An 18,596-nucleotide genomic window follows, 5' to 3' on the forward strand; every position below is an offset into this window, starting at 1 on the left:
GGAGCCTCCTTGGCTCATTCGGTGTCGGCCAGGTCGGCCAGGGTGCGCCAGATCTCCGCCGTGATCCGGACCGCCTCGTCCACGTCACCGTCGGCGCAGGCCCCGATCAGCCGTCCGTGCAGCCCGGCCGAGCGGCAGGTGCCGCCCTCGCCGAAGCGCCGTCGCTCCAGCCGCCGGATCAGGGGGGTGTAGCGGGCGACGGTCGCGGCGGCCGCGCGGTTGCCGGCGGCCCGGACCAGGACGTCGTGCAGTGCGTCGTCGGCGCGCAGGGCCGCGTCCACGTCGCCGTCCCGTACGGCGGCCGTGAACCGATCGTTGGCCGTACGCATCGACTCGATGTCCGCGGCGAACAGGCGCGGCACCGCGATCCTCGTCGCCAGCTCGTGCATGGCGCCGACCACCGCCGCCGCGTCCCGTACGTCGGCCGCGACCACCGGCGTCACCCGGGTGTAGCTCTGCGGCTTGCTCTCCAGCAGCCCCTCGTCCACCAGCCGGGCGAACGCCTCCCGCACCGGCCCCCGGGACAGCCCGAGCCGCTCCGCGAGTTCGGCGTCCCGCACCACCGCCCCGGGCTCGATGGCCCCGGTCACGATGGCGTCCCGGATCGCGGCATAGGCGCGGTCCCTGAGCAGGGTGCGGGGTACGGCCTCCATGAACTGAAATGTTAGATGTCAGTTCGCACGCGGACAAGGGTGCGGCCCGCACCCTCCCGCGTGTGCCGGTTCGCCTTTCCCGACGGGCCGTGGCCCGGTCGGTGGCCCGGCAGGTTCCAGGTGCGGACCGGCGCGCCCGCCGGCGCCTGGTCGGTGGGGTCGCCGTGCCGGCTCGCCGCGTACTGCTCGTCGGTGAGGATCAGGACCCGGTCGTGCACCCTGGTGGTGCCTGGCGCACGGCCCCGGTCGTGTCGGTGCCGTCCCGTGGGCGAGCAGTTCGCCGGGCTCGTCGGGCCGTCGGGGTGCGGAGTCCACGACCACCCGGCGGCCGGCGGGTCGTGCGGAGTCCACGACCACCCGGCGGCCGGCGGGTCGTGCGGAGTCCACGACCCGGCAGCCGGCGGGGCCGTCGGTCGCGCCGGCCGCGCGACGGGCCTGCACCGAGGCGGCGGCGCCGACGAGCGCGGCCGTACGGAGGTTGCCCTCGCCGCGCAGCCGGCCGAGCAGACCGGCCGTCCACTCGGGTTCGCCGACGGCGAGTTCGCGGACGAGCTCGGAGAAGCGGGCGTCCCGCTCGGAGCCCCGGCCGCCCGGAGCGGTGCGGAGCGGGCGGGCCCGTCGTGCGCACGGGCGGGACGGGCTGCGCCTTGGCAGTACGGCAAAGGGAGGGTGCCCGAGATCAGGCGTCGGCGACGGACTCAGTCGGATGCTCTGCCCGATTGAGCTACATCGACCCGAAGTCGATGACGGGATTCGAACCCGCAACCGTCCGATCCGATGAAGTAGCCGTTGCCTGCGCACCGGGCACCCACCGTATGCTGCGCCTCCCGGGATCAAGTCGGCGGCGGCGCTGGTTTCTTGGCAGAAGAAGGAGCCGCCGCCGTCGCACCGGGAGGTGCGCTTTCCTGATCTCAAGGTAGGAGACGCAGCACGCGGGTCGCGAGCGGATTACTCCGCCGGGCCGCTCAGCCGCGCTTCTGGCGCTTCCACGGACCGGTGATCGCGAGCATGATGCCCGGGTCCTGGATGTTGGCGAAGAGGGTCTTGCCGTCCGGGGAGAAGGTGACGCCGGTGAACTCGCTGTACTCCGGCTCCTCCGCGGTGCCGATGTTGAGTTCGTTGCGGGCGATCGGGTAGGTGCGGCCGCTGTCGGTGGCGCCGAAGAGGTGCTGGATGCCCTCGCCGTCCTCGGCGATGACCAGTCCGCCGTACGGGGAGACCGTGATGTTGTCCGGGCCGTCGAAGTTGCCGTCCGCGTCCGGGTCCGGGTTGACGCCGATGAGGACCTTCAGGGTGAGGGTGCGGCGCTTGGGGTCGTAGAACCAGACGGCGCCGTCGTGCTGGACGGGGCTCTCGCTGCGGGCGTACGAGGACACGATGTACGTGCCGCCGTCGCCCCACCACATGCCCTCCAGCTTGCGGGCGCGGGTGACCTGGCCGTCGGCGAACTGCTTGCGGACGGCCGTGGACCTGGCGTCGCGGTCGGGGACGGTGACCCAGTCGACGCCGTACACCGTGCCGATCTTCGTGGCACGGGACAGGTCGTCGACGAACTGACCGCCGGAGTCGAAGCACTTGAAGGCCTCGAGGACGCCGGCGTCGTCGGCGAGGGTGCGCAGCTTGCCGCGGCCGTGGCAGAAGTGCTCCGGCGGGGTCCAGCGGTAGAGGAGGCCGTTGGGGCCGGCCGCGTCCTCGGTGAGGTACAGGTGGCCGCGCTTGGGGTCGACGACGACGGCCTCGTGGGCGTAGCGGCCCAGCGCCTTGACCGGCTTGGGGCTCAGGTTGGCGCGGCGGTCCTCGGGGTCGACCTCGAAGACATAGCCGTGGTCCTTGGTCATGCCGTTCTGGCCGGCCTTGTCCTCGGTCTCCTCGCAGGTCAGCCAGGTGCCCCAGGGGGTGTTGCCGCCCGCGCAGTTGGTGGAGGTGCCGGCGATGCCGACCCACTCGGCGACCTTGCCGCCGGGACGGACCTCGACGACCGTGCAGCCACCGGAGGCGGCGGGGTCGTAGACCAGGCCCTCGGTGAGCGGGACGGGGTACTTCCAGTTGGCGCGCGGGCCCTTGAGCTCGTGGTTGTTGACCAGCAGGGTCGCGCCGCGCGGGCCGTCGAAGGTGGAGGTGCCGTCGTGGTTGGAGGGGGTGAACTCACCCGACTCCAGCTTGGTCCTGCCGCTGTACGTGATGATCCGGTACTTGAACCCGGCGGGCAGCGCGAGGATGCCGTCGGGGTCGGGGACGAGCGCCCCGTAGCCGACGCCGCCGTGCGCGGCCGCGGACTCCTCCGTCGCGCTCTCGGTCTCCGTCGAGGCGAGGGCGTTCGGCGCGGTGGCGAGGGCGCCGACGGTGCCCGCCAGTGCCACCCCGGCACCGGTGAGCGCGGAGTGTCTGGCGAAGTCCCTGCGGGTGAGCGACATGAAGTCTCCTGAGACGGTGGACGTGCCGTGGAGGGTGGCGGACCTCGTTCGGGCGACACCGTCCCGCCCATGCGTGAACGGGAGTTGAACGGCGCGCGGCGGACGGGGCCCCGGTTCCATGAATCCGTACGGATCCAGCCATGGAAGCCAAAAGAGACCCCCTGCGGGGGCGACAGGCCGGGGGCGAGGGGGCCGAGGTGAGGTGGGGGGCGAGGGCCGAGGTGAGGTGGAGGGCGAAGGGCCGGGAGGGCGAAAGGCCGGGGACGAGACGGGAGCAAAAGGCCGGGGCAGAGCGAACCAGGAACGAGACGGGAGCAAAGGCCCGGAAGGGCGAAAGGCCGGGGACGAGGCCGGGAGCAACGCGGAAAGCCGGGAGCGCGAAGGGCCGCTGGTGAGGCGGGGGCAAAAGGCCGGGGAGGGCGAAGGCCGGGACGGACAAACGCCGCGGCGGGCAAAGACCGGGGCGAGGCTGCGGCGGGCAAAGACCGGGGCGAGGCCGGAAAGGGCTGCTGCCCGAAGACTGTCGAAGCGGGTACGGGGCACTCCCCACCGGCCACTGAAGGACACGGGGCCATTCTCGCCCGCAACCCGGCCCCGACCGCCGATTGACACGGGGCCGACCACTCCCCCCGCCGACCGCCGAAGAGCACGGGCCGGCCACTTCCCCACCGACCGCCAAAGGGCACGGGGCCAGCCACATCCCCACCGGCCACCAAAAGACCCGGGACCGGTCTCGCTCCCCGGCCGACTGCCGAGCACGCCCACTGAGCGGGCGGGACGCGTCCTCCCGGCCCACCGCCGGGGACGCGGGACCGCTCCCGCCACGGAAGCCCGCGTTGTCCCTGCCCGCCGGGCGCGGGTCCCCAGTCGTCAATCCGCCAGCTCCCCCAGTCCCCGGCCCCCGGTCCCCGGTGCGCCTCGGTCGGAGCGGTGTCCCGGGGGTGCCGCCGAAATCCTGCGGGGCGAGCCTGCCCGTCGTCCAGCCCAGAACGTGCCGAAGAAGCACTGCGCCACCCCCACCCGTCGGTGGTCCGGTGTCCGCGTGGCCGGGCGAGGTGCTCAGCCGTTCTGCTGGGATCTCGCCTTGAAGGCCGCCTTGCGGGCCTCCTTCGCGATGCGCTTGTCCGGGTGGAGGCGGCCCATCGCCTCCAGGACGTCGGGGGTCGCCGGGTGGCCGACGCGCCAGGCCGCAGCGAAGAAGCCGCTGTGCTGGGCGGCGAGGCCCTCGACGAGTGCCTGGAGCTCCGCGGAGTTGCCCTCGGCGGCGAGCTGCGCGGCGACGGTGTCGATGGTGAGCCAGAAGACGAGGTCCTCGGAGGGCGCGGGGACGTCGGTCGCGCCCAGCTCGCTCAGCCACACCCGGGCGAGTCCGCCCAGCTCGGGGTCGTCGAGGACCTCGCGCACGGCGGGTTCGGCCAGGGCGCCGACGAGGGAGAGTGCCTCCTGACAGCGGAGCCGGCGCAGCGGGGCACCGGGGTCGGTGCCCCGGGCGGCGGCGAGCAACTCCCGTGCGGCGTCGAGGGGTTCGCGGCGCTCCAGCCACTGTTCGGTTTCGGCGCGGGCGGCCCGCGGACCGTACCCGGCGCTGCCGTCGAGGAGGACGTCGGCGCCCTTGTCGGAGAGTTCGCCGACGGACGGCGCCTCGAAGCCGGACTCCAGCAGACGCGCGCGCAGCCCGTACAGGCCGAGCGGGGTGAGGCTGACCATGCCGTAGCGGGAGACGTCCGTCTCGTCGACGGAGGTCCCGGCGCCCTCCTCGTCCGTCTCGGTCATGAGTGCCTCGTCCACCGGCCGGTAGGTGACGAGACCGATCGGCTCCAGGAGCCGGAACTGGTCGTCGAGGCGCATCATCGCGTCGGAGACCTGTTCCAGGACGTCGTTGGTGGGCTCGCCCATGTCACCGGGGACGATCATGGAGGCGGCGAGCGCGGGCAGCGGGACGGGGCCGTCGCCGGGGCCGTCCTCGCTGGCGGTGAGCAGATAGAGGTTGCCGAGCACGCCGTCGAGGAAGGCGGCCTCGCCCTCGGGGTCCCAGTCCAGCTTGGAGAAGTCGACGGCGCCGCCCTCGTCCATGGCGTCGATCAGGCCGTCGAGATCGGGCACGGCCGCGTCGGCGATCACCGACTCCAGCGCGCCGAGCCAGACGCCGAGCACGTCGTGCGGGGAGCCGCCGGTCAGCAGGGCGAGGTCCTCGCCGGGCGTGACGGTGTCGGCCTGCTCGTCGACGACCTCCAGCAGGCCGATGTCCAGGGCGACCCGCCAGGCGTCCGCCACGTCGGCGGCCGCGTCGTCGCCGGTCAGTCCGAGCTCCTCGGCGGCGGCCGGCAGCAGTTCCTCGGTCAGCCGGCCTCCGGCGTCGACGCGGGCGCCGGGGCCGGCCCAGCGGGCGAGCCGGGCGGCCCGGGAGAGCAACGGCGTGGACAGCGCGTCACGCGCCAGCTCCGCTTCGGGGTGCAGCCGTACGGGCGGCAGGGGGGAGCTGTCTGACATCGGTGGGGTCTCCTAGGGCGTCGTACCACTCAGGCGTTCAGCCTAGAGGGATTTCCACCCATCACGTCCGGTTCATCTCCCCGCCAGGAGTCATACATGGCTCAATCCTTGACAACTGGCCTGATCAGGCAGGAGATTGACGCGCGTAGAAGTTCGGGGGAACGACTGTTCACTCATTTCTCCGCGTATTTCTACGCGCGTCATACGCGCTCCCGCTCCACCCTCGTCCCGGCACCCACGTATGTCCCCGGAGGGATCCCGTTGCCGAGCAAGAAGTCCGCGCGCGTCGCCGCGCTCACCGTCGCCGCCGTCTGTTCCGCGGCGTCCACCGTCGCTCTCACCTCCCCCGCGCACGCGGACACGGTGGCCGTCCATGACATCCAGGGCACGACCCGGATCTCGCCGTACGCCGGCCAGGCCGTCACGGGGGTACCCGGAATCGTCACCGGCGTACGCACCTACGGCTCCTCCAGAGGCTTCTGGATCCAGGATCCGAACCCGGACGCCGATCCGGCCACCAGTGAGGGCGTCTTCGTCTTCACCAGCTCCGTCCCGAAGGTCGCGGTCGGCGACTCGGTCACCGTGAACGGCACGGTCTCCGAGTACGTCCCCGGCGGCACGTCGTCCGGGAACCAGTCCGTCACCGAGATCGTCAAGCCGACGGTGACCGTCGTCTCCGGCGGCAACGCCGTCCCGGCCGCCACGGTGATCGACGCGCGGTCGGTCCCGGCCGCGTACGCCCCGGCCGGCGACAGCGCCGCGAGCAACTCGATCAACGCGCTCACCCTGGAGCCGAAGAAGTACGCCCTGGACCTCTACGAGTCCCTGGAGGGCATGAACGTCCAGGTCGCCGACGCCCGGGTGGTCACCGCCACCGACCCGTACAGCGAGCTGTGGGTCACGGTGAAGCCGCACGAGAACGCCAGCCGGCGCGGCGGCACGGTGTACGGCTCGTACACCTCGCAGAACACCGGCCGGCTCCAGATCCAGTCGCTGGGCCCGACGGCCGACTTCCCGGCCGCGAACGTCGGCGACACCCTGACCGGCACCACCGCGGGCCCGCTGGACTACAACCAGTTCGGCGGCTACACCCTGGTGGCGAACGCGCTCGGCTCGCTGAAGAGCGGTGGCCTGGAGCGGGAGACGACCCAGAAGCAGAAGAAGGGCGAGCTCGCGGTCGCGACGTACAACGTCGAGAACCTGGACCCGTCCGACACCACGTTCGCGGCCCACGCCTCCGCGATCGTGAACAACCTGCGCTCGCCCGACATCGTGTCCCTGGAGGAGATCCAGGACAACACCGGCGCGAAGGACGACGGGACGACCGCCGCGGACGTCACCGTGACCAAGCTGATCGACGCGATCGTCGCGGCGGGCGGTCCGGCGTACGAGTGGCGCTCGATCGACCCGGCGAACGACACCGACGGCGGTGAGCCCGGCGGCAACATCCGCCAGGTGTTCCTGTTCAACCCGCAGCGGGTGTCGTTCACCGACCGCGCGGGCGGCGACGCGACCACGGCCGTCGGGGTGGAGAAGGTGCGCGGCACGGCGCGGCTGACCGTGTCCCCGGGCCGGATCGCCCCGGCGAACACGGCCTGGAACGCCAGCCGCAAGCCGCTGGTGGGCGAGTTCGTCTTCCGGGGACAGACGGTCTTCGTGATCGCCAACCACCTCAACTCCAAGGGCGGCGACCAGGCGCTGCACGCGCAGTACCAGCCGGTGGTGCGCAGCTCGGAGGTCCAGCGCCACCAGCAGGCGACGCTCGTCAACGCGTTCGTCAAGGACCTGCTGAAGGTGCAGCGGAACGCCGACGTGATCGCGCTCGGCGACATGAACGACTTCGAGTTCTCCGACACCGCGAAGATCCTCGAGGGTGACGGCGAACTGTGGTCGGCGATCAAGTCGCTGCCCAGGAGCGAGCGGTACAGCTACGACTACCAGGGCAACCAGCAGGTCCTGGACCAGATCCTGGTCAGCCCGTCGGTCCGGCGGTCCTGCGACTTCGCGTACGACAGCGTGCACATCAACGCGGAGTTCCACGACCAGATCAGCGACCACGACCCGCAGGTGCTGCGCTTCGAGCCGTGATCCCGTCCGTCAGGAGGTCTGGCCGTACACCTTGTCCAGCCAGACCTGCCAGGCGGTCTCGTTGACGTCGGCGTCGGCGTCCGCGGCGAAGTCGTGGATGCTGATGCCGACCGGGGCGCCCCAGTGGTTGCGCCCGAAGACGCGGATCAGGGCGTCGTCGGTGCGCAGGCCGACGAAGTAGGGGTTGCGGTAGTCGAGCACGGCGTCGAACTCCCGGGGACCGCGCACCGTCACCCGGTCGCCGGGGGCGGCGTCCCCGGCCAGGCCCAGCGCCCGCTCGACCTCGGTGAGGGCCCCCGGGGCGCTCGCCGACTCGGGCCCGTTGAGCTGGGCGAACGTGACGGGGCGGGGCGCGAAGTGCGTGAGGTACTCGCGCAGGGTGTGCAGATAGAAGTCGGTGTGCCTGCTCGCCCCGTCGTACTGGTTGTCCCAGTCGTCGGTGAAGATCCCGCTGTGCACGTAGCGCACCCAGGCGCGCCGGCCGCCGTCGCGCGCCTCGATGACGTGCTCGAGCTGGTTCAGGCTCTGGATCGGGATGCCGACGTCCTCACTGCGGATGGTGAGGTGGTGCGGGGCGTCGTACGCGGTGACGGTGGACCCGAAGGCCGCCGTGCCGCCGACCTTGGGCTCCGGGGCCTCCATCGGCCACAGGTACGCCCCGGTGCCGTGGGTGATCGCCTCCCACACCTCCTCCGGCGTGGCGTCGACCTCGAACTCACGGACGATCTCGAATTCCTTGGACATCTTCTGCTCCTGAACCGGTCTCACGGGTGGGGAAGTTCGGGGTCCTGCGGGGTGACCGCAGGAGGTCCGGGGTCCTGCGGTTTCAGCGTGGGATGCACGGCGACGACGATCCGGTGGTCGCGGCCGCCCTCCGCGTCCGGGGAGTCGTACTTGCGGACGAGGGCACCAACCCCCGCCGTGAGTTCCTCGACGAACGCGGCGCGGTCGGCGGCGGAGGCGAAGCGGACCTCGCCGTCCAGCGCGTAGGTCGCCAGCCGTTTGCGGGCCTTCGCGGCTCCGGTGATCAGCGAACCGACGTCCCGCACCAGACGTGCGCCGAGCGCGAGCAGCCAGCGCGCGGAGAGCTGGTCGCGGAAGCGGTCGGGGTCCGGCTGCACCTCGGCGAGGGCGAGCGGCGAGATGACGTACGAGGCGGCGGTGGCCCGCATCAGCCGCTCGGTGACATTGCCCTTGCGGCGCTCGCCGGCCAGTTCGACCAGGCCGTGCCGCTCCAGTGCCTTCAGGTGGTAGTTCACCTTCTGTCGCGGCAGGCCGACCTTCCCGGCCAGCATCGCCGCGGACGCGGGCCCCGCGGCCAGCTCGGCCAGCAGCCTGGCCCGTATGGGGTCCAGGGAGACGGCGGCGGCCTCGGGGTCCTCGATCACGGTCACATCCAGCATGCGTCCACCGTCTCACCGAAAACTTTTTTTGTCCAGGAGGAATGAGTTTTCGGTGCCCGCCCGGGACGGTGTTCAGCACTTCGGCCGGCGCCTCCTCAGGATCACCGCCGCGGTGAGCGCCGCGCCCGCCGCGCCGGCGATCACGACCGGCCCGGCCTGCCGCATCGCGAACCGCGCGGGTGCGGGGGCCTGACGCTCCAAGGCGTGACCGGCGTGACCGGCGTGGGCGGTACGGGCCGCCCGGTCCCGGAGGGCGTGGCCCGCCTGGGCCGCGGTGCTGCGCAGTTGCCACGTCATCGCGCCCGCCCGGTCCCGGAGGTCGGCCGTGCGGACCCACGCCCGGCCGCCCACGTCCGCCCGGCCGGCCAACTCCCCCACCGTGCCCCCCAGCCGGCTCCCGGTCCGGGCCATCCGCCGGCGCAGCCGCGTCGCCGTCCCCCTGGCCGATCCCCTGGCCGATCCCCTGTCCGTCATCGGTGCGCCCCTTCCCTCGTCCCGGTTGCGGGACTCCGGGTACCCGGGCGGGCCGGACCCTCACCTCTCAGATGTGCTTAGGAATACCTCGTAGCAGATTTAAGTGGAGCTTCACGGTGGTGATACCGAGACTGCTGTCATGACATACGCGGCTTCCCAGACCCCACCCTTCGGCCGAGCCCTCTGCGCGATGGTCACGCCCTTCACCCCGTCCGGTGCGCTCGACCTCGACGGGGCCCAGCGGCTCGCCGAGTGGCTGGTGGGGCACGGCTGCGACGGGCTGGTGCTGTCCGGCACGACCGGCGAGGCTCCGACCACCTCGGACGCCGAGAAGGCGGAGCTGGTCACGGCCGTGCGGGAGGCGGTCGGTGACCGGGTGTCCCTCGTCACCGGCGTCGGCACCTTCGACACCCGGCACACGGTCGAACTCGCCCGGTCCGCCGAGAAGGCCGGCGCCGACGGGGTCCTCGTGGTCAGCCCGTACTACAGCCGGCCCCCGCAGGACGCCCTGGAGGCGCACTTCCGGGAGGTGGCCGACGCGTCCGGGCTGCCCGTAATGCTGTACGACATCCCCGGCCGCACCGGCACCCGGATCGAGCCGGAGACCCTGCTGCGGCTCGCCGGGCATCCCAGGATCGTCGCCGTCAAGGACTGCTCCTACGACTTCCTCGGCGCCCAGAAGGTCATCGGGCGGACCGGGCTGGCGTACTACGCGGGATGCGACGAGCACAATCTCGCGCTGTACGCGGTGGGCGGGGCGGGGTACGTCAGCACCGTCGCGAATGTGGTGCCGGAACAACTCCGCGCCGTCCTGGACGCGTTCGAGGCGGGCGACACCCCCGTGTCCGCCCGCCTCCAGCAACGCGCCGCACCACTCATCGAATCGATGATGGCGGCGGGCCTGCCCGGCGCCGTCACCGCCAAGGCGCTCCTCGGCGCGCTCGGTCTGCCCGCGGGCCCGGTCCGCGCCCCGCTGCGCCCGGCGGGCCGCGAGGCGGTCGACGGGCTGCGGGACGCCTACGAGCGATGCGTCGCCTGACGGCCAGGACGGTCATCGGTCCGCGAACACCGGTTCCCAGCGGCCCAGGGTGTCGTCCTTCGTCGAGCGGAAGTCGCTGAGCGGGACCACCTTGTCGCTGTCGAGCGTCACCAGGACGAGCCGCTGGTGGTACTCGTTGCCGTCCTTGCCGATGTCCCAGGCGACGAGCGAGTCGTCGCCGGCCCAGGCGAGCAGCTGCTGGCCGTGCGTCTCGGTGATCTTGTTGCCGGTCCCCGGGTCGAGGATCCAGGAGGACGTCTTGTACTTCTCGCCCGCGAAGTCCCCGGCGAGCAGGCTGCCGTCGGGTGAGAGGCCCGCGTCGACGTACCAGCGCAGATACTTCGCGTCGGCGGGCGGACCCACCTCGGTGCCGTCCCGGTCGTAGTACTGGTAGCCCGGATCCATGGGCATGCCGGACCAGATGAGGCTGCCGTCGCGGCTGAAGGCGAAGTCCTGGCGGGTGTTGATCATGTCGAGCGAACCGGGGCCGCCGCCCGCGTCGACCTGGCTCCACCGCGCCTTCCCGGACGCCACGTCGATGACGTAGAAGCCGGTGCGGTGCGAACGCGTCTCCACGGTCACTTCGCCGCCCCCCTTCAGCTTCTTCGGGATGGGCCTGAGGTCCGGGTTCTCGCTGTAGGTCGTCGCGACGAGCTCCCGTCCGTCGCGGGAGAAGGCGAGCCCGCCGACGGTGTGGTCGACCTTGATCCACCGCTTGACCTCGCCGCTGGCCATGTCGAGCAGGCCGATCCGGCTCGCCGGCAGGTTCTGCTCCAGGACGGCGGCGGTCTCCAGGCCCGGTGCGACGGCGACCCACGACCACTTGGTGGTCTTCACGTACTTCTTGGTCACCGGGTTCAGCAGCCAGTACGTGCGCGTCGCCACCGCCATCTCCTTGGACTGCGCGACCGGGACCGTCCCGTAGTACGCGGCGAGCGCCGTCCGCCCCGCGGCGATCAGATCCCGCGGCGGGGACTGGTCGGGGTGTGCGGAGGTCCGGTTCGGCTCCGTGACGTCCGCGGGGCGCACGTCCCTCGTCCCGCCCGAATCCAGCATCGGCACCGCCACGGAGACCGCCACCACGGCGGCGGCCGCGGCCGCCATCGACACCAGCCTGCGGGTACGGCGGCGCCGGCGCAGCCCCAGCACACGGTCGGCGAGTCCCGGTGCGGCCGGCGTCTGCCCCGCGGCCTGTTCGCGCAGGGAGTCACGCACGAGTTCGTCGACGTTCACGGACGCACCTCCACGGGCGAGAAGTCACGGGACGGCGGCTGCTCGACGTCCGCGGGACCGAGGGCGGCGAGTTCCGGCGCGAGGGAGCGCAGCCGGGCCAGGGAACGGTGGGTGGTGGACCGTACGGTGCCCACCGAGCAGCCCAGGATCCGGGCCACGTCGGCCTCCGGGAGATCCTCGAAGTAGCGCAGCACGAGGACGGTGCGCTGACGGGCGGTCAGCCGGGACAGGGCCGCGCGCATCACGAGGCGCAGGTCGGCGGCGGAGGAGCCGTCCGGGTCGGCGCCGGGTTCCGGCGGCTCGGCGACGCTGACCTCACGCCGACGCCACTTCAGCCGCCAGCGGCTGATCTGCTGGCGGTACAGCACCTGCCGTACGTACGCCTCGGGTTCCTCGATGCGGTGCCAGCGGCCCGCGGCCTTGGCCAGAGCGTTCTGGAGCAGGTCCTCGCCGGCGTGCCGGTCGCCGCCGCTGAGCAGGACGGCGGTCCTCAGCAGCGCGGACGACCTGCTGTCCACGAAGTCGCGGAAGCTCTCCAGTCCCTCGGCATCCATCGTCACCTTCTCTTCCCCCGGAGCGGACCCGCTGCCCGATCCCTGTGCCCCGTGTGACGCCTCCGGGCGGGCGCCGCTATGCCTGTCGGCGCGGAAATAATTCCGCCGGCCGGGAAGGGGTGCTGCCCTACGGTGGCCGTATGAGCCGGCCGCTGCTGTTCCTCGACGTCGACGGGCCGCTTAGCTTTGCAGTTTGAGCGTGTCTCTTTGTCTCACTCGAAAGAGTGCCAAACTCGCCCTTATACCTTGCAGTCGGTGATGTCTCACATAACGTGCCGGTCGTGATCCTGCACCTCTTCTCCTCTACTGGCTGGGAAAGTTGGGACCTTCCGTCTCGGCCTCTCATCCGCCACGGAATGCCCGTCCTCGTCGACGAAGACCTCCGCTTCGAAGACGAGGACGGCCCTCGCCCCACCGTCGCCATGAACCGGTGGCTCCAGGAGTTGCCCATCACAGGAGCCACCAGCCCCAACACCTGGCGGACCTACGCCCAGCAGCTCAAGTTCTGGTCCGAGTTCCTGTCCGAGCACGGCATCAACGTGTTCGCCGACCAGTTCCGGCTCCGTGCTGCGCTGTCCGCCTACGCCGAGCACCGGCTGTCGGGGCCCTTGGAGGCGCGGTTGGAGGGGACGAGCTGGAACTTGGCGGTCAAGACGATCGCCGCCTTCTACGAGTGGTCCGTGCGTAACAGTCACTGCACCGATGTGCCGTTCAGCTACACCGAAGGCTCATACAGGCGGCCTGACGGCGTACGCATGCAGTCGGTACGCAATATGGCGACCGTGCGGGGTGCCAAGCGGCACGCAACCCGCAAGTACCTGGAGCGGCCCTATGTTGAGCTGCTGATGAACGCCTTGGCCGGCAACGATCCTGATGGCGAGCCCGACCACAAGTTCCGAGGCCGGGAAACCGGCCGGAATACGGCTGGAATCAGCCTGGCCCTCGCTACGGGCCTACGGCTGCGAGAGCTGTCCCACCTGACGGTGTGGGAGATTCCGCCGCTACCACGTCTGCCCACTACCGTGCCGGTCCCGCTGGCGCTCGCCCCGCCCACGGCGAAGGGCGGCAAGGGGCGGCAGACGTGGATCGACTGCGAGGCTCTGGCCCGTATCCACGACTACGTGACGCTGGAGCGGGCGGCCTCCGTCGACGGCTCACACTGGCTGCCCAGGCATCCTCTGCACATCGAAGAGCCGACATATGCAGGTGCCCGCATCAACGGCACCTTCCGGCGGTGGCACGTTCTCACCCCAGACGAACGGCGCCGCCTCGTTGCTCCTGGGGGCGGGAGCGGCCTGCTCGCCGTGCAGTCGGACGGGTCCCCCTTCGTGGACTGGGCGACTGTGCTGCGACGCACCTCAGCCCGCGTTCGCGAGCGATTCGACCCTGCGTTCCCGCACGTCTTTCCCCATATGACCCGGCACACCTTTGCCATGGCCACCCTGGAGCGACTGGTGCGGGGCTACTACCAGCGAGCGGCTCAACTCGTAGTGGACACAGGCGGCGACAACTCCATGGCCCTCTACCTCACCAAGGCCGATCCACTGCTGGTTCTGCGGGACTTGATGGGACACGCCAGCGTCGCCACCACTCAGGCGTACCTCCACTTGCTGGACACGCAACGGATCTTCCGCGAGGCATATGAGGAAACCTCCCCCACTCCGCGCGCACTGGTCGAGGCCGCCGCCGAATTCCAGGACTTCGATGCCCGCTGAACTCCGCCACCCTCTCGCTGTCCACTTCATGCTTCCTGGACAGCGCCCCTACCTCGGCACTCTCCACGAGCTCCCCGACGCCGTTCTCGCCGCCGATCTCGCCCAAGGGCTCATCTCAGCCACCCACCCCGTCGGGCCGATCCGCACTTACGGCGAGGCAAGGCATGCCGTCCGCTGCGCGCGCCACTTCGCCCGGCACCTGAGCGCCACCGGGTTCAGGGGCGGCCTCAGCCATCTTGCCCCCGCCCAGGTCACCCAGTACTGGCTTGCATCCGGGTTCACCTTCGAACGGCACAGCCGGATCATGTTGAACGGCTACCGCACGAACGGCGGCCAGCTACACGCCAGCATCCAAGCCCATCTCGACGGGCGGTCCGTCAACCGGATGCGCGAGTCCACCCCCAACCGGCCCTACAGCGAAGCGGAATGGCGTCGCCTCGATGAGGCCACCAACGCCACCATCACCACCGCCTGGCGGGACCATCGCAGCATCCTGGAAGCCGCCGACCGAGGAGCCGACCCAGCGGCGCACGGCATCACCTTCGACAATCTCGCCTGGATGGTCCACCGCATCGGCCCCCTCACAGCCAAGGCCATCCGCTCCATGATCCTGGCGGCTCCTGCAACGGCCGAGAAGACGATTGCCGTGATCCGCAGCGGCTTCTATCCCACGGCCCCGGTCGCACTCGCCTACAACCTACGTCTGGCGATGCTGACCGGCATCGTTCCGGACGGCATTGATGCCCTTACCTGCACCAACCTCACCCGTACAAGTCCATCCACCGCCCTGCTGTCCTACATCAAGGGACGCACCGGCCGCGAATCGCTCAACATCAACGGGCCCGCGGTTCGGCTCCTGGACCAGTGGCTCAAGCACTCCGCGCCGCTCCGGGAGCACGCCGCAGACGCCGCTGATGACATGTGGATCCACTATTCGGGCAGACACGACCTGTCCTCGTCCCCACGCACCCCGTGGTGGCGAACACGCTGGGCGCAGGAGACTGGTCTGCTCGACGACCACCGACAGCCACTCGTCCCGCACAGCGGCCGGATCCGCGCCACCTACCACCACCGTCGCGACCGCTCCGCCTGGACCGGTCGTACCACGATCGACCCCAACCACACCCCCACGGTCGAAGGCGACCACTACCTGTCCCACCACACCCCCGCGCAGGTGGACGCCATCGAGGGGATCATCGAAGACGCTCAGCGGGACATCCGACGCAAAGCCGAACCGCCGGTCGTCGTCACTCATCAAGACACAGCCCGCTTCGCCGCCGACTTCCCCCACCTCGCCAAAGAGAACGGGCTCGACGCCGACGCCCTCAAGCGACTGCTGACCGGTGAACAGGACGTTTTTCTGGCCTCCTGCGTAAACCCCTACAACAGCCCACACGCCCCAGCCGAAACCCTTTGCCCGGCCCGTCCCTGGGTCTGCCTGCTGTGCCCGCTCGCGGTTTTCGCTCCACGTCACCTGCCCAACCTGCTCCGCCTCAAGAAGTACTTCTCGGATCAGGCAAGGAACATGACGACGCCGCAGTTCCTGGCGGTCTTCGGCCCCTATGTCGATCGACTCGATGCCGACGTACTGCCGCGCTTCAGCTCTGCGGCCATCCGAGTCGCCACCGACACCGCGTTCGCACCCCTGCACCCGGAGGAAGCCCCATGACCAGCGCCATCCCGCTGCCCCAAACCAACCCGAACCGGCACCCCTTCCTAGGGATGAACATCCTCCAAACCGCTGGATACCGCATCAAGCCCGGTATGCGCGGCCCCTGCTTCGATCAAGACATCTGGGACCTGACGGCGGTCGCCGACGCTCCTGCGTCCTGGCCCCGCAGCGAGAAGATCCTGGACTTCACCACCATCGCCAACCCTCGCTGGCGAAGCGTCGCCCGGGCCTACCTGATGGCCCGGATCCTGCCCACCCACCCGGACGTCGCCGTTCTTCCACATGCCTACCGAACCCCTCTCGCACTCCCCACCCTTCGTCACGAAGTCAGCCGACTGACTGCCTGGCTCAACCACCTCACCGGGGCTGGGATCAACAGCCTCTCGCTCGTCAGGCAGCCCCACTGCGACACCTACCTGAGTGTCATCTCCCGCAGCCGCACGGATCCGGAGCGGTCCGTCACTCCCGGCACCGTCGCGGGGTACGTCCTGACAGCCCAAGCTCTGATGGCCTACTCGCCGTTGCTTCCAGACTGTTACCCACCCGGTTTCCGTCCCTGGGGTGACCGCAGTGCCGCCGAAGTCGCCGGCTACGAACGCGCCGACGCCAATCGGACCGCGCCCGTGCCCGACGACATCCTGCGGCCCTTGCTCTGCAACTCGATCTACCTCATCGACGTGGTCGGGCCTCACCTCACAGCTGAAGCCGCCCGAGCCCGACAAGTCATCGCTTCACGGGCAGGAATCAGATCCGCACTGCGCATCGACCAGTATCCGCAGGTCATTGGTGAAATCCAGCGACAGATGAAGGCGGGTATCCCCGCCCCCCGCACCACGCCCGGCTACATCGGCAAGCGACTTGCGACGGGCTGGGAACAAGACGACCCACTACTGCCGTTCGCCTTCGACTCGTTCGTGAGGGACACCGCACTCTCGCTCTCCAAGAGGCGCGATCTGGAACGTCTCCGACCTCACCTGGAAGCCTGGATCAGGCACTGCGGAACCGAACCGCCATGGTGTCGGGATGCCACCGCCGTTCCCCGGGCCGATAACCACTCCGCCGTTCCGTTCGCCATCCCTGTGGACCACTTCGGACTGGAGACCATGGTCCACGTCATCGCCAGCGCCGCGTTCTACCTCACCGCCGCGCTCTCCGGAATGAGGGCCTCCGAGCTGGCCGAGCTCACCGGCGGGGCCTGTCGACGCGAAGACCGCTCCCAAGGTCCCCGGCTCTGGGTGGACTCCCGTCGTATCAAGGGAGAGGAATTCGGCGGGGTACCCGACTCCTGGGTGGTGATCGAAGAGGTTCACCGAGCCTTGGGCGCGGCCGAGGCCGTCATTGGCACCAAGCCCGGCGAACTCCTCTTCGCTTCGGGGAGTAACTCCGGCAACCGCTATGCCGCTCTCCGGAACTGGGTCAACGGATCTTGCGGACAGCGTCTGGGCCTTGCCCCCATCCCCGATGGGCCGGTGCACCCGCGCGCTCTCCGCCGTACTCTCGCGCTGTCCATCGCCCAGCGCCCGCACGGCCTCCTGGCTGCGAAATGGCATCTCAAGCACGTATCCGTGGCTACGACAGAGGGTTACGCCGACCCTCGGGAATTGCATCAGATGGGCGAGAAGTCGCAGGTCGCCAGCTCACGGACACGGCTTCACGGTCTCCGACGCTACTACGAACTAGCGGCCTGAGCAGACATGTTGCCGAGGCGATCCCGTTTGATGCATGATCTGCCCTCCAGAAGGGATGGTCTGGAGTGGTGCATCAGCAGAAGGTGGCCCTGGCCGGGGCGGCTCGTTTGGAGCTCGTGTCCGGGGTGGTTCAGTTGCGTCCGGAGGACGCGATGTTCGACGCGATGCTGAGGGGCTGGCGGGCTCAGCAGAAGTCGCGCGGCTTGAAGGACGAGACGATCGACCCCCGGGAACGGCTGGTCCGCCGGTTCCTCGAGTTCACGAACGACTACCCGTGGCAGTGGACGCCGGCCCACATGGACGAGTGGTCCGCCTCGCTGACGGGCGAGAAGCATCTGGCGCCGTCCACGATCCGCAGCTACCAGGGTGACATCCGGCTGTTCACCGAGTTCCTCATCGACGGCCGCTACGGCTGGGGACCTGCCTGTGAAGAAGCCTTCGGCGTTCACCCGGTGGCGATCGCGCACGAGTGGAACACCCTGCCCCACCTGCAGGACTACGAAGGCGATCCGGAAGCGAGGCCGTTCACCCGCGAAGAACTGCAGCGGTTCCTCGACTACGCCGACGACCAGGTCGCACGCGCCGTGAAGTCCAAGCGCAAGGGCGCCCTCGCCGCCTACCGCGACGCCACCCTCTTCAAGGTCATCTACGGCTGGGGCCTTCGCCGGACCGAGACGTCGAAGCTCGACGTGGTCGACTTCGGACGGAACCCGAAGGCTCGCCAGTTCGGCCGGTACGGCACGCTCAACGTCCGCTACGGCAAAGCAAAGAAGGGCCAGCCGCCACGACGAAGGAACGTGCTGTCGGTGATGGACTGGGCCGTCGAGGCGGTCGAGGACTACGTCGAGAACGTCCGGCCGCGCTTCGGTTTCCCCGATCACCCCGCTCTGTGGATCACCGAACGCGGGGGACGCCTGCAGCCGAGCTCGATCAACGACCGGTTCGAGGCATACCGAGACGCCCTAAAGCTCCCAAAAGAACTAGTTCCGCACTCAATTCGTCACTCTTACGTCACGCATCTGACCGAGGACGGGGTGGACCGGCGCTTCATCCAGCAGCAGGCCGGTCACGAGTGCGACAGCTCCACGGCCATCTACACCCACGTCAGCGACGACTTCATGAACACTGCCCTGAGCAAGGCACTGGCCCCGGCGTTCGCCGGCGTCTGACGAG

General features: G+C 70.1%; 15 protein-coding genes and 1 pseudogene. 6 read left to right on the forward strand and 10 right to left on the reverse strand.

From position 1 onward, the window contains the following. Positions 1 to 14: 14 nt before the first annotated feature. The 5 genes and pseudogenes from AQJ64_RS05000 to AQJ64_RS05015 all read right to left on the reverse strand — a co-directional run bounded on the left by AQJ64_RS05000 (position 15) and on the right by AQJ64_RS05015 (position 5,557). Positions 15 to 653 (reverse strand): GntR family transcriptional regulator, encoded by a 639-nt coding sequence (locus AQJ64_RS05000; RefSeq protein WP_055633435.1) that lies wholly within the window; start codon positions 651 to 653, stop codon positions 15 to 17. 11 nt (positions 654 to 664) lie between these two features. After that, positions 665 to 871, reverse strand: coding sequence for a hypothetical protein (locus tag AQJ64_RS50000; RefSeq protein WP_055633436.1), 207 nt, complete (start codon positions 869 to 871; stop codon positions 665 to 667). Positions 872 to 908: 37 nt separating this feature from the next. Further along, positions 909 to 1,281, reverse strand: a pseudogene (locus AQJ64_RS50535) (hypothetical protein); the annotation flags it as partial. Between the two features lie 337 nt (positions 1,282 to 1,618). Continuing rightward, positions 1,619 to 3,067: an alkaline phosphatase PhoX gene (locus AQJ64_RS05010; RefSeq protein ID WP_055633437.1), complete on the reverse strand. Its 1,449-nt coding sequence runs from the start codon at positions 3,065 to 3,067 to the stop codon at positions 1,619 to 1,621. Between the two features lie 1,059 nt (positions 3,068 to 4,126). Next, on the reverse strand, positions 4,127 to 5,557 hold the full coding sequence (locus AQJ64_RS05015) for a hypothetical protein (RefSeq protein WP_055632865.1): 1,431 nt from the start codon (positions 5,555 to 5,557) through the stop codon (positions 4,127 to 4,129). A 261-nt stretch (positions 5,558 to 5,818) separates the two neighbouring features. Between AQJ64_RS05015 and AQJ64_RS05020 the strand changes: the two genes are divergently transcribed. Further along, positions 5,819 to 7,645 (forward strand): endonuclease/exonuclease/phosphatase family protein, encoded by a 1,827-nt coding sequence (locus tag AQJ64_RS05020; RefSeq protein WP_055632864.1) that lies wholly within the window; start codon positions 5,819 to 5,821, stop codon positions 7,643 to 7,645. Between the two features lie 9 nt (positions 7,646 to 7,654). Here AQJ64_RS05020 and AQJ64_RS05025 read toward each other — a convergent pair whose 3' ends face one another. From AQJ64_RS05025 to AQJ64_RS05035, 3 genes are all read right to left on the reverse strand, one after another. Continuing rightward, the gene (locus AQJ64_RS05025) at positions 7,655 to 8,389 is read right to left on the reverse strand and encodes an SRPBCC family protein (RefSeq protein WP_055632863.1); all 735 of its coding nucleotides are present in this window, start codon (positions 8,387 to 8,389) and stop codon (positions 7,655 to 7,657) included. A gap of 20 nt (positions 8,390 to 8,409) precedes the next feature. Beyond that, the gene (locus AQJ64_RS05030; protein ID WP_055632862.1) at positions 8,410 to 9,048 is read right to left on the reverse strand and encodes an ArsR/SmtB family transcription factor; all 639 of its coding nucleotides are present in this window, start codon (positions 9,046 to 9,048) and stop codon (positions 8,410 to 8,412) included. 72 nt (positions 9,049 to 9,120) lie between these two features. After that, positions 9,121 to 9,522: a DUF3618 domain-containing protein gene (locus AQJ64_RS05035; RefSeq protein ID WP_055632861.1), complete on the reverse strand. Its 402-nt coding sequence runs from the start codon at positions 9,520 to 9,522 to the stop codon at positions 9,121 to 9,123. 139 nt (positions 9,523 to 9,661) lie between these two features. Here AQJ64_RS05035 and dapA point away from each other — a divergent pair, with 139 nt between their 5' ends. Next, the gene (dapA, locus tag AQJ64_RS05040) at positions 9,662 to 10,561 is read left to right on the forward strand and encodes a 4-hydroxy-tetrahydrodipicolinate synthase (protein WP_079061476.1); all 900 of its coding nucleotides are present in this window, start codon (positions 9,662 to 9,664) and stop codon (positions 10,559 to 10,561) included. A 12-nt stretch (positions 10,562 to 10,573) separates the two neighbouring features. Here the strand turns inward: dapA and AQJ64_RS05045 are convergent, their stop codons facing one another. Together AQJ64_RS05045 and AQJ64_RS05050 are read right to left on the reverse strand one after the other, a co-directional pair. After that, positions 10,574 to 11,794 (reverse strand): hypothetical protein, encoded by a 1,221-nt coding sequence (locus AQJ64_RS05045; RefSeq protein WP_055632859.1) that lies wholly within the window; start codon positions 11,792 to 11,794, stop codon positions 10,574 to 10,576. Further along, positions 11,791 to 12,348 carry a SigE family RNA polymerase sigma factor gene (locus AQJ64_RS05050; protein WP_055632867.1) on the reverse strand — a complete coding sequence of 186 codons (558 nt, stop codon included), beginning with the start codon at positions 12,346 to 12,348 and terminating at the stop codon, positions 11,791 to 11,793. Before AQJ64_RS05050 ends, AQJ64_RS05045 begins: the two co-directional genes overlap by 4 nt. 281 nt (positions 12,349 to 12,629) lie before the next feature. On the opposite strand from AQJ64_RS05050, the gene AQJ64_RS05055 reads away from it, so the two are divergent. From AQJ64_RS05055 to AQJ64_RS05070, 4 genes are all read left to right on the forward strand, one after another. Further along, positions 12,630 to 14,063, forward strand: coding sequence for a tyrosine-type recombinase/integrase (locus tag AQJ64_RS05055; RefSeq protein WP_055632858.1), 1,434 nt, complete (start codon positions 12,630 to 12,632; stop codon positions 14,061 to 14,063). Beyond that, positions 14,053 to 15,732, forward strand: coding sequence for a hypothetical protein (locus tag AQJ64_RS05060; RefSeq protein ID WP_055632857.1), 1,680 nt, complete (start codon positions 14,053 to 14,055; stop codon positions 15,730 to 15,732). The genes AQJ64_RS05055 and AQJ64_RS05060 overlap by 11 nt, the downstream gene beginning before the upstream one ends. Then, complete coding sequence (locus AQJ64_RS05065; protein WP_055632856.1) at positions 15,729 to 17,423, forward strand: site-specific integrase; 1,695 nt, start codon at positions 15,729 to 15,731, stop codon at positions 17,421 to 17,423. Before AQJ64_RS05060 ends, AQJ64_RS05065 begins: the two co-directional genes overlap by 4 nt. Before the next feature lie 65 nt (positions 17,424 to 17,488). Beyond that, positions 17,489 to 18,592 (forward strand): tyrosine-type recombinase/integrase, encoded by a 1,104-nt coding sequence (locus AQJ64_RS05070; RefSeq protein ID WP_055632855.1) that lies wholly within the window; start codon positions 17,489 to 17,491, stop codon positions 18,590 to 18,592. Positions 18,593 to 18,596: the final 4 nt, after the last annotated feature.

The organism is Streptomyces griseoruber (assembly GCF_001514205.1).
GTDB classification, from domain to species: Bacteria; Actinomycetota; Actinomycetes; order Streptomycetales; family Streptomycetaceae; genus Streptomyces; species Streptomyces griseoruber.

Bases quoted from the DNA above. Each gene is read 5' to 3' on its own strand.
- AQJ64_RS05000 (WP_055633435.1), bottom strand. From the start codon at position 653: ATGGAGGCCGTACCCCGCACCCTGCTCAGGGACCGCGCCTATGCCGCG.
- AQJ64_RS05010 (WP_055633437.1), bottom strand. From the start codon at position 3,067: ATGTCGCTCACCCGCAGGGACTTCGCCAGACACTCCGCGCTCACCGGT.
- AQJ64_RS05015 (WP_055632865.1), bottom strand. From the start codon at position 5,557: ATGTCAGACAGCTCCCCCCTGCCGCCCGTACGGCTGCACCCCGAAGCG.
- AQJ64_RS05025 (WP_055632863.1), bottom strand. From the start codon at position 8,389: ATGTCCAAGGAATTCGAGATCGTCCGTGAGTTCGAGGTCGACGCCACG.
- AQJ64_RS05030 (WP_055632862.1), bottom strand. From the start codon at position 9,048: ATGCTGGATGTGACCGTGATCGAGGACCCCGAGGCCGCCGCCGTCTCC.
- AQJ64_RS05035 (WP_055632861.1), bottom strand. From the start codon at position 9,522: ATGACGGACAGGGGATCGGCCAGGGGATCGGCCAGGGGGACGGCGACG.
- dapA (WP_079061476.1), top strand. From the start codon at position 9,662: ATGACATACGCGGCTTCCCAGACCCCACCCTTCGGCCGAGCCCTCTGC.
- AQJ64_RS05050 (WP_055632867.1), bottom strand. From the start codon at position 12,348: ATGGATGCCGAGGGACTGGAGAGCTTCCGCGACTTCGTGGACAGCAGG.
- AQJ64_RS05060 (WP_055632857.1), top strand. From the start codon at position 14,053: ATGCCCGCTGAACTCCGCCACCCTCTCGCTGTCCACTTCATGCTTCCT.
- AQJ64_RS05065 (WP_055632856.1), top strand. From the start codon at position 15,729: ATGACCAGCGCCATCCCGCTGCCCCAAACCAACCCGAACCGGCACCCC.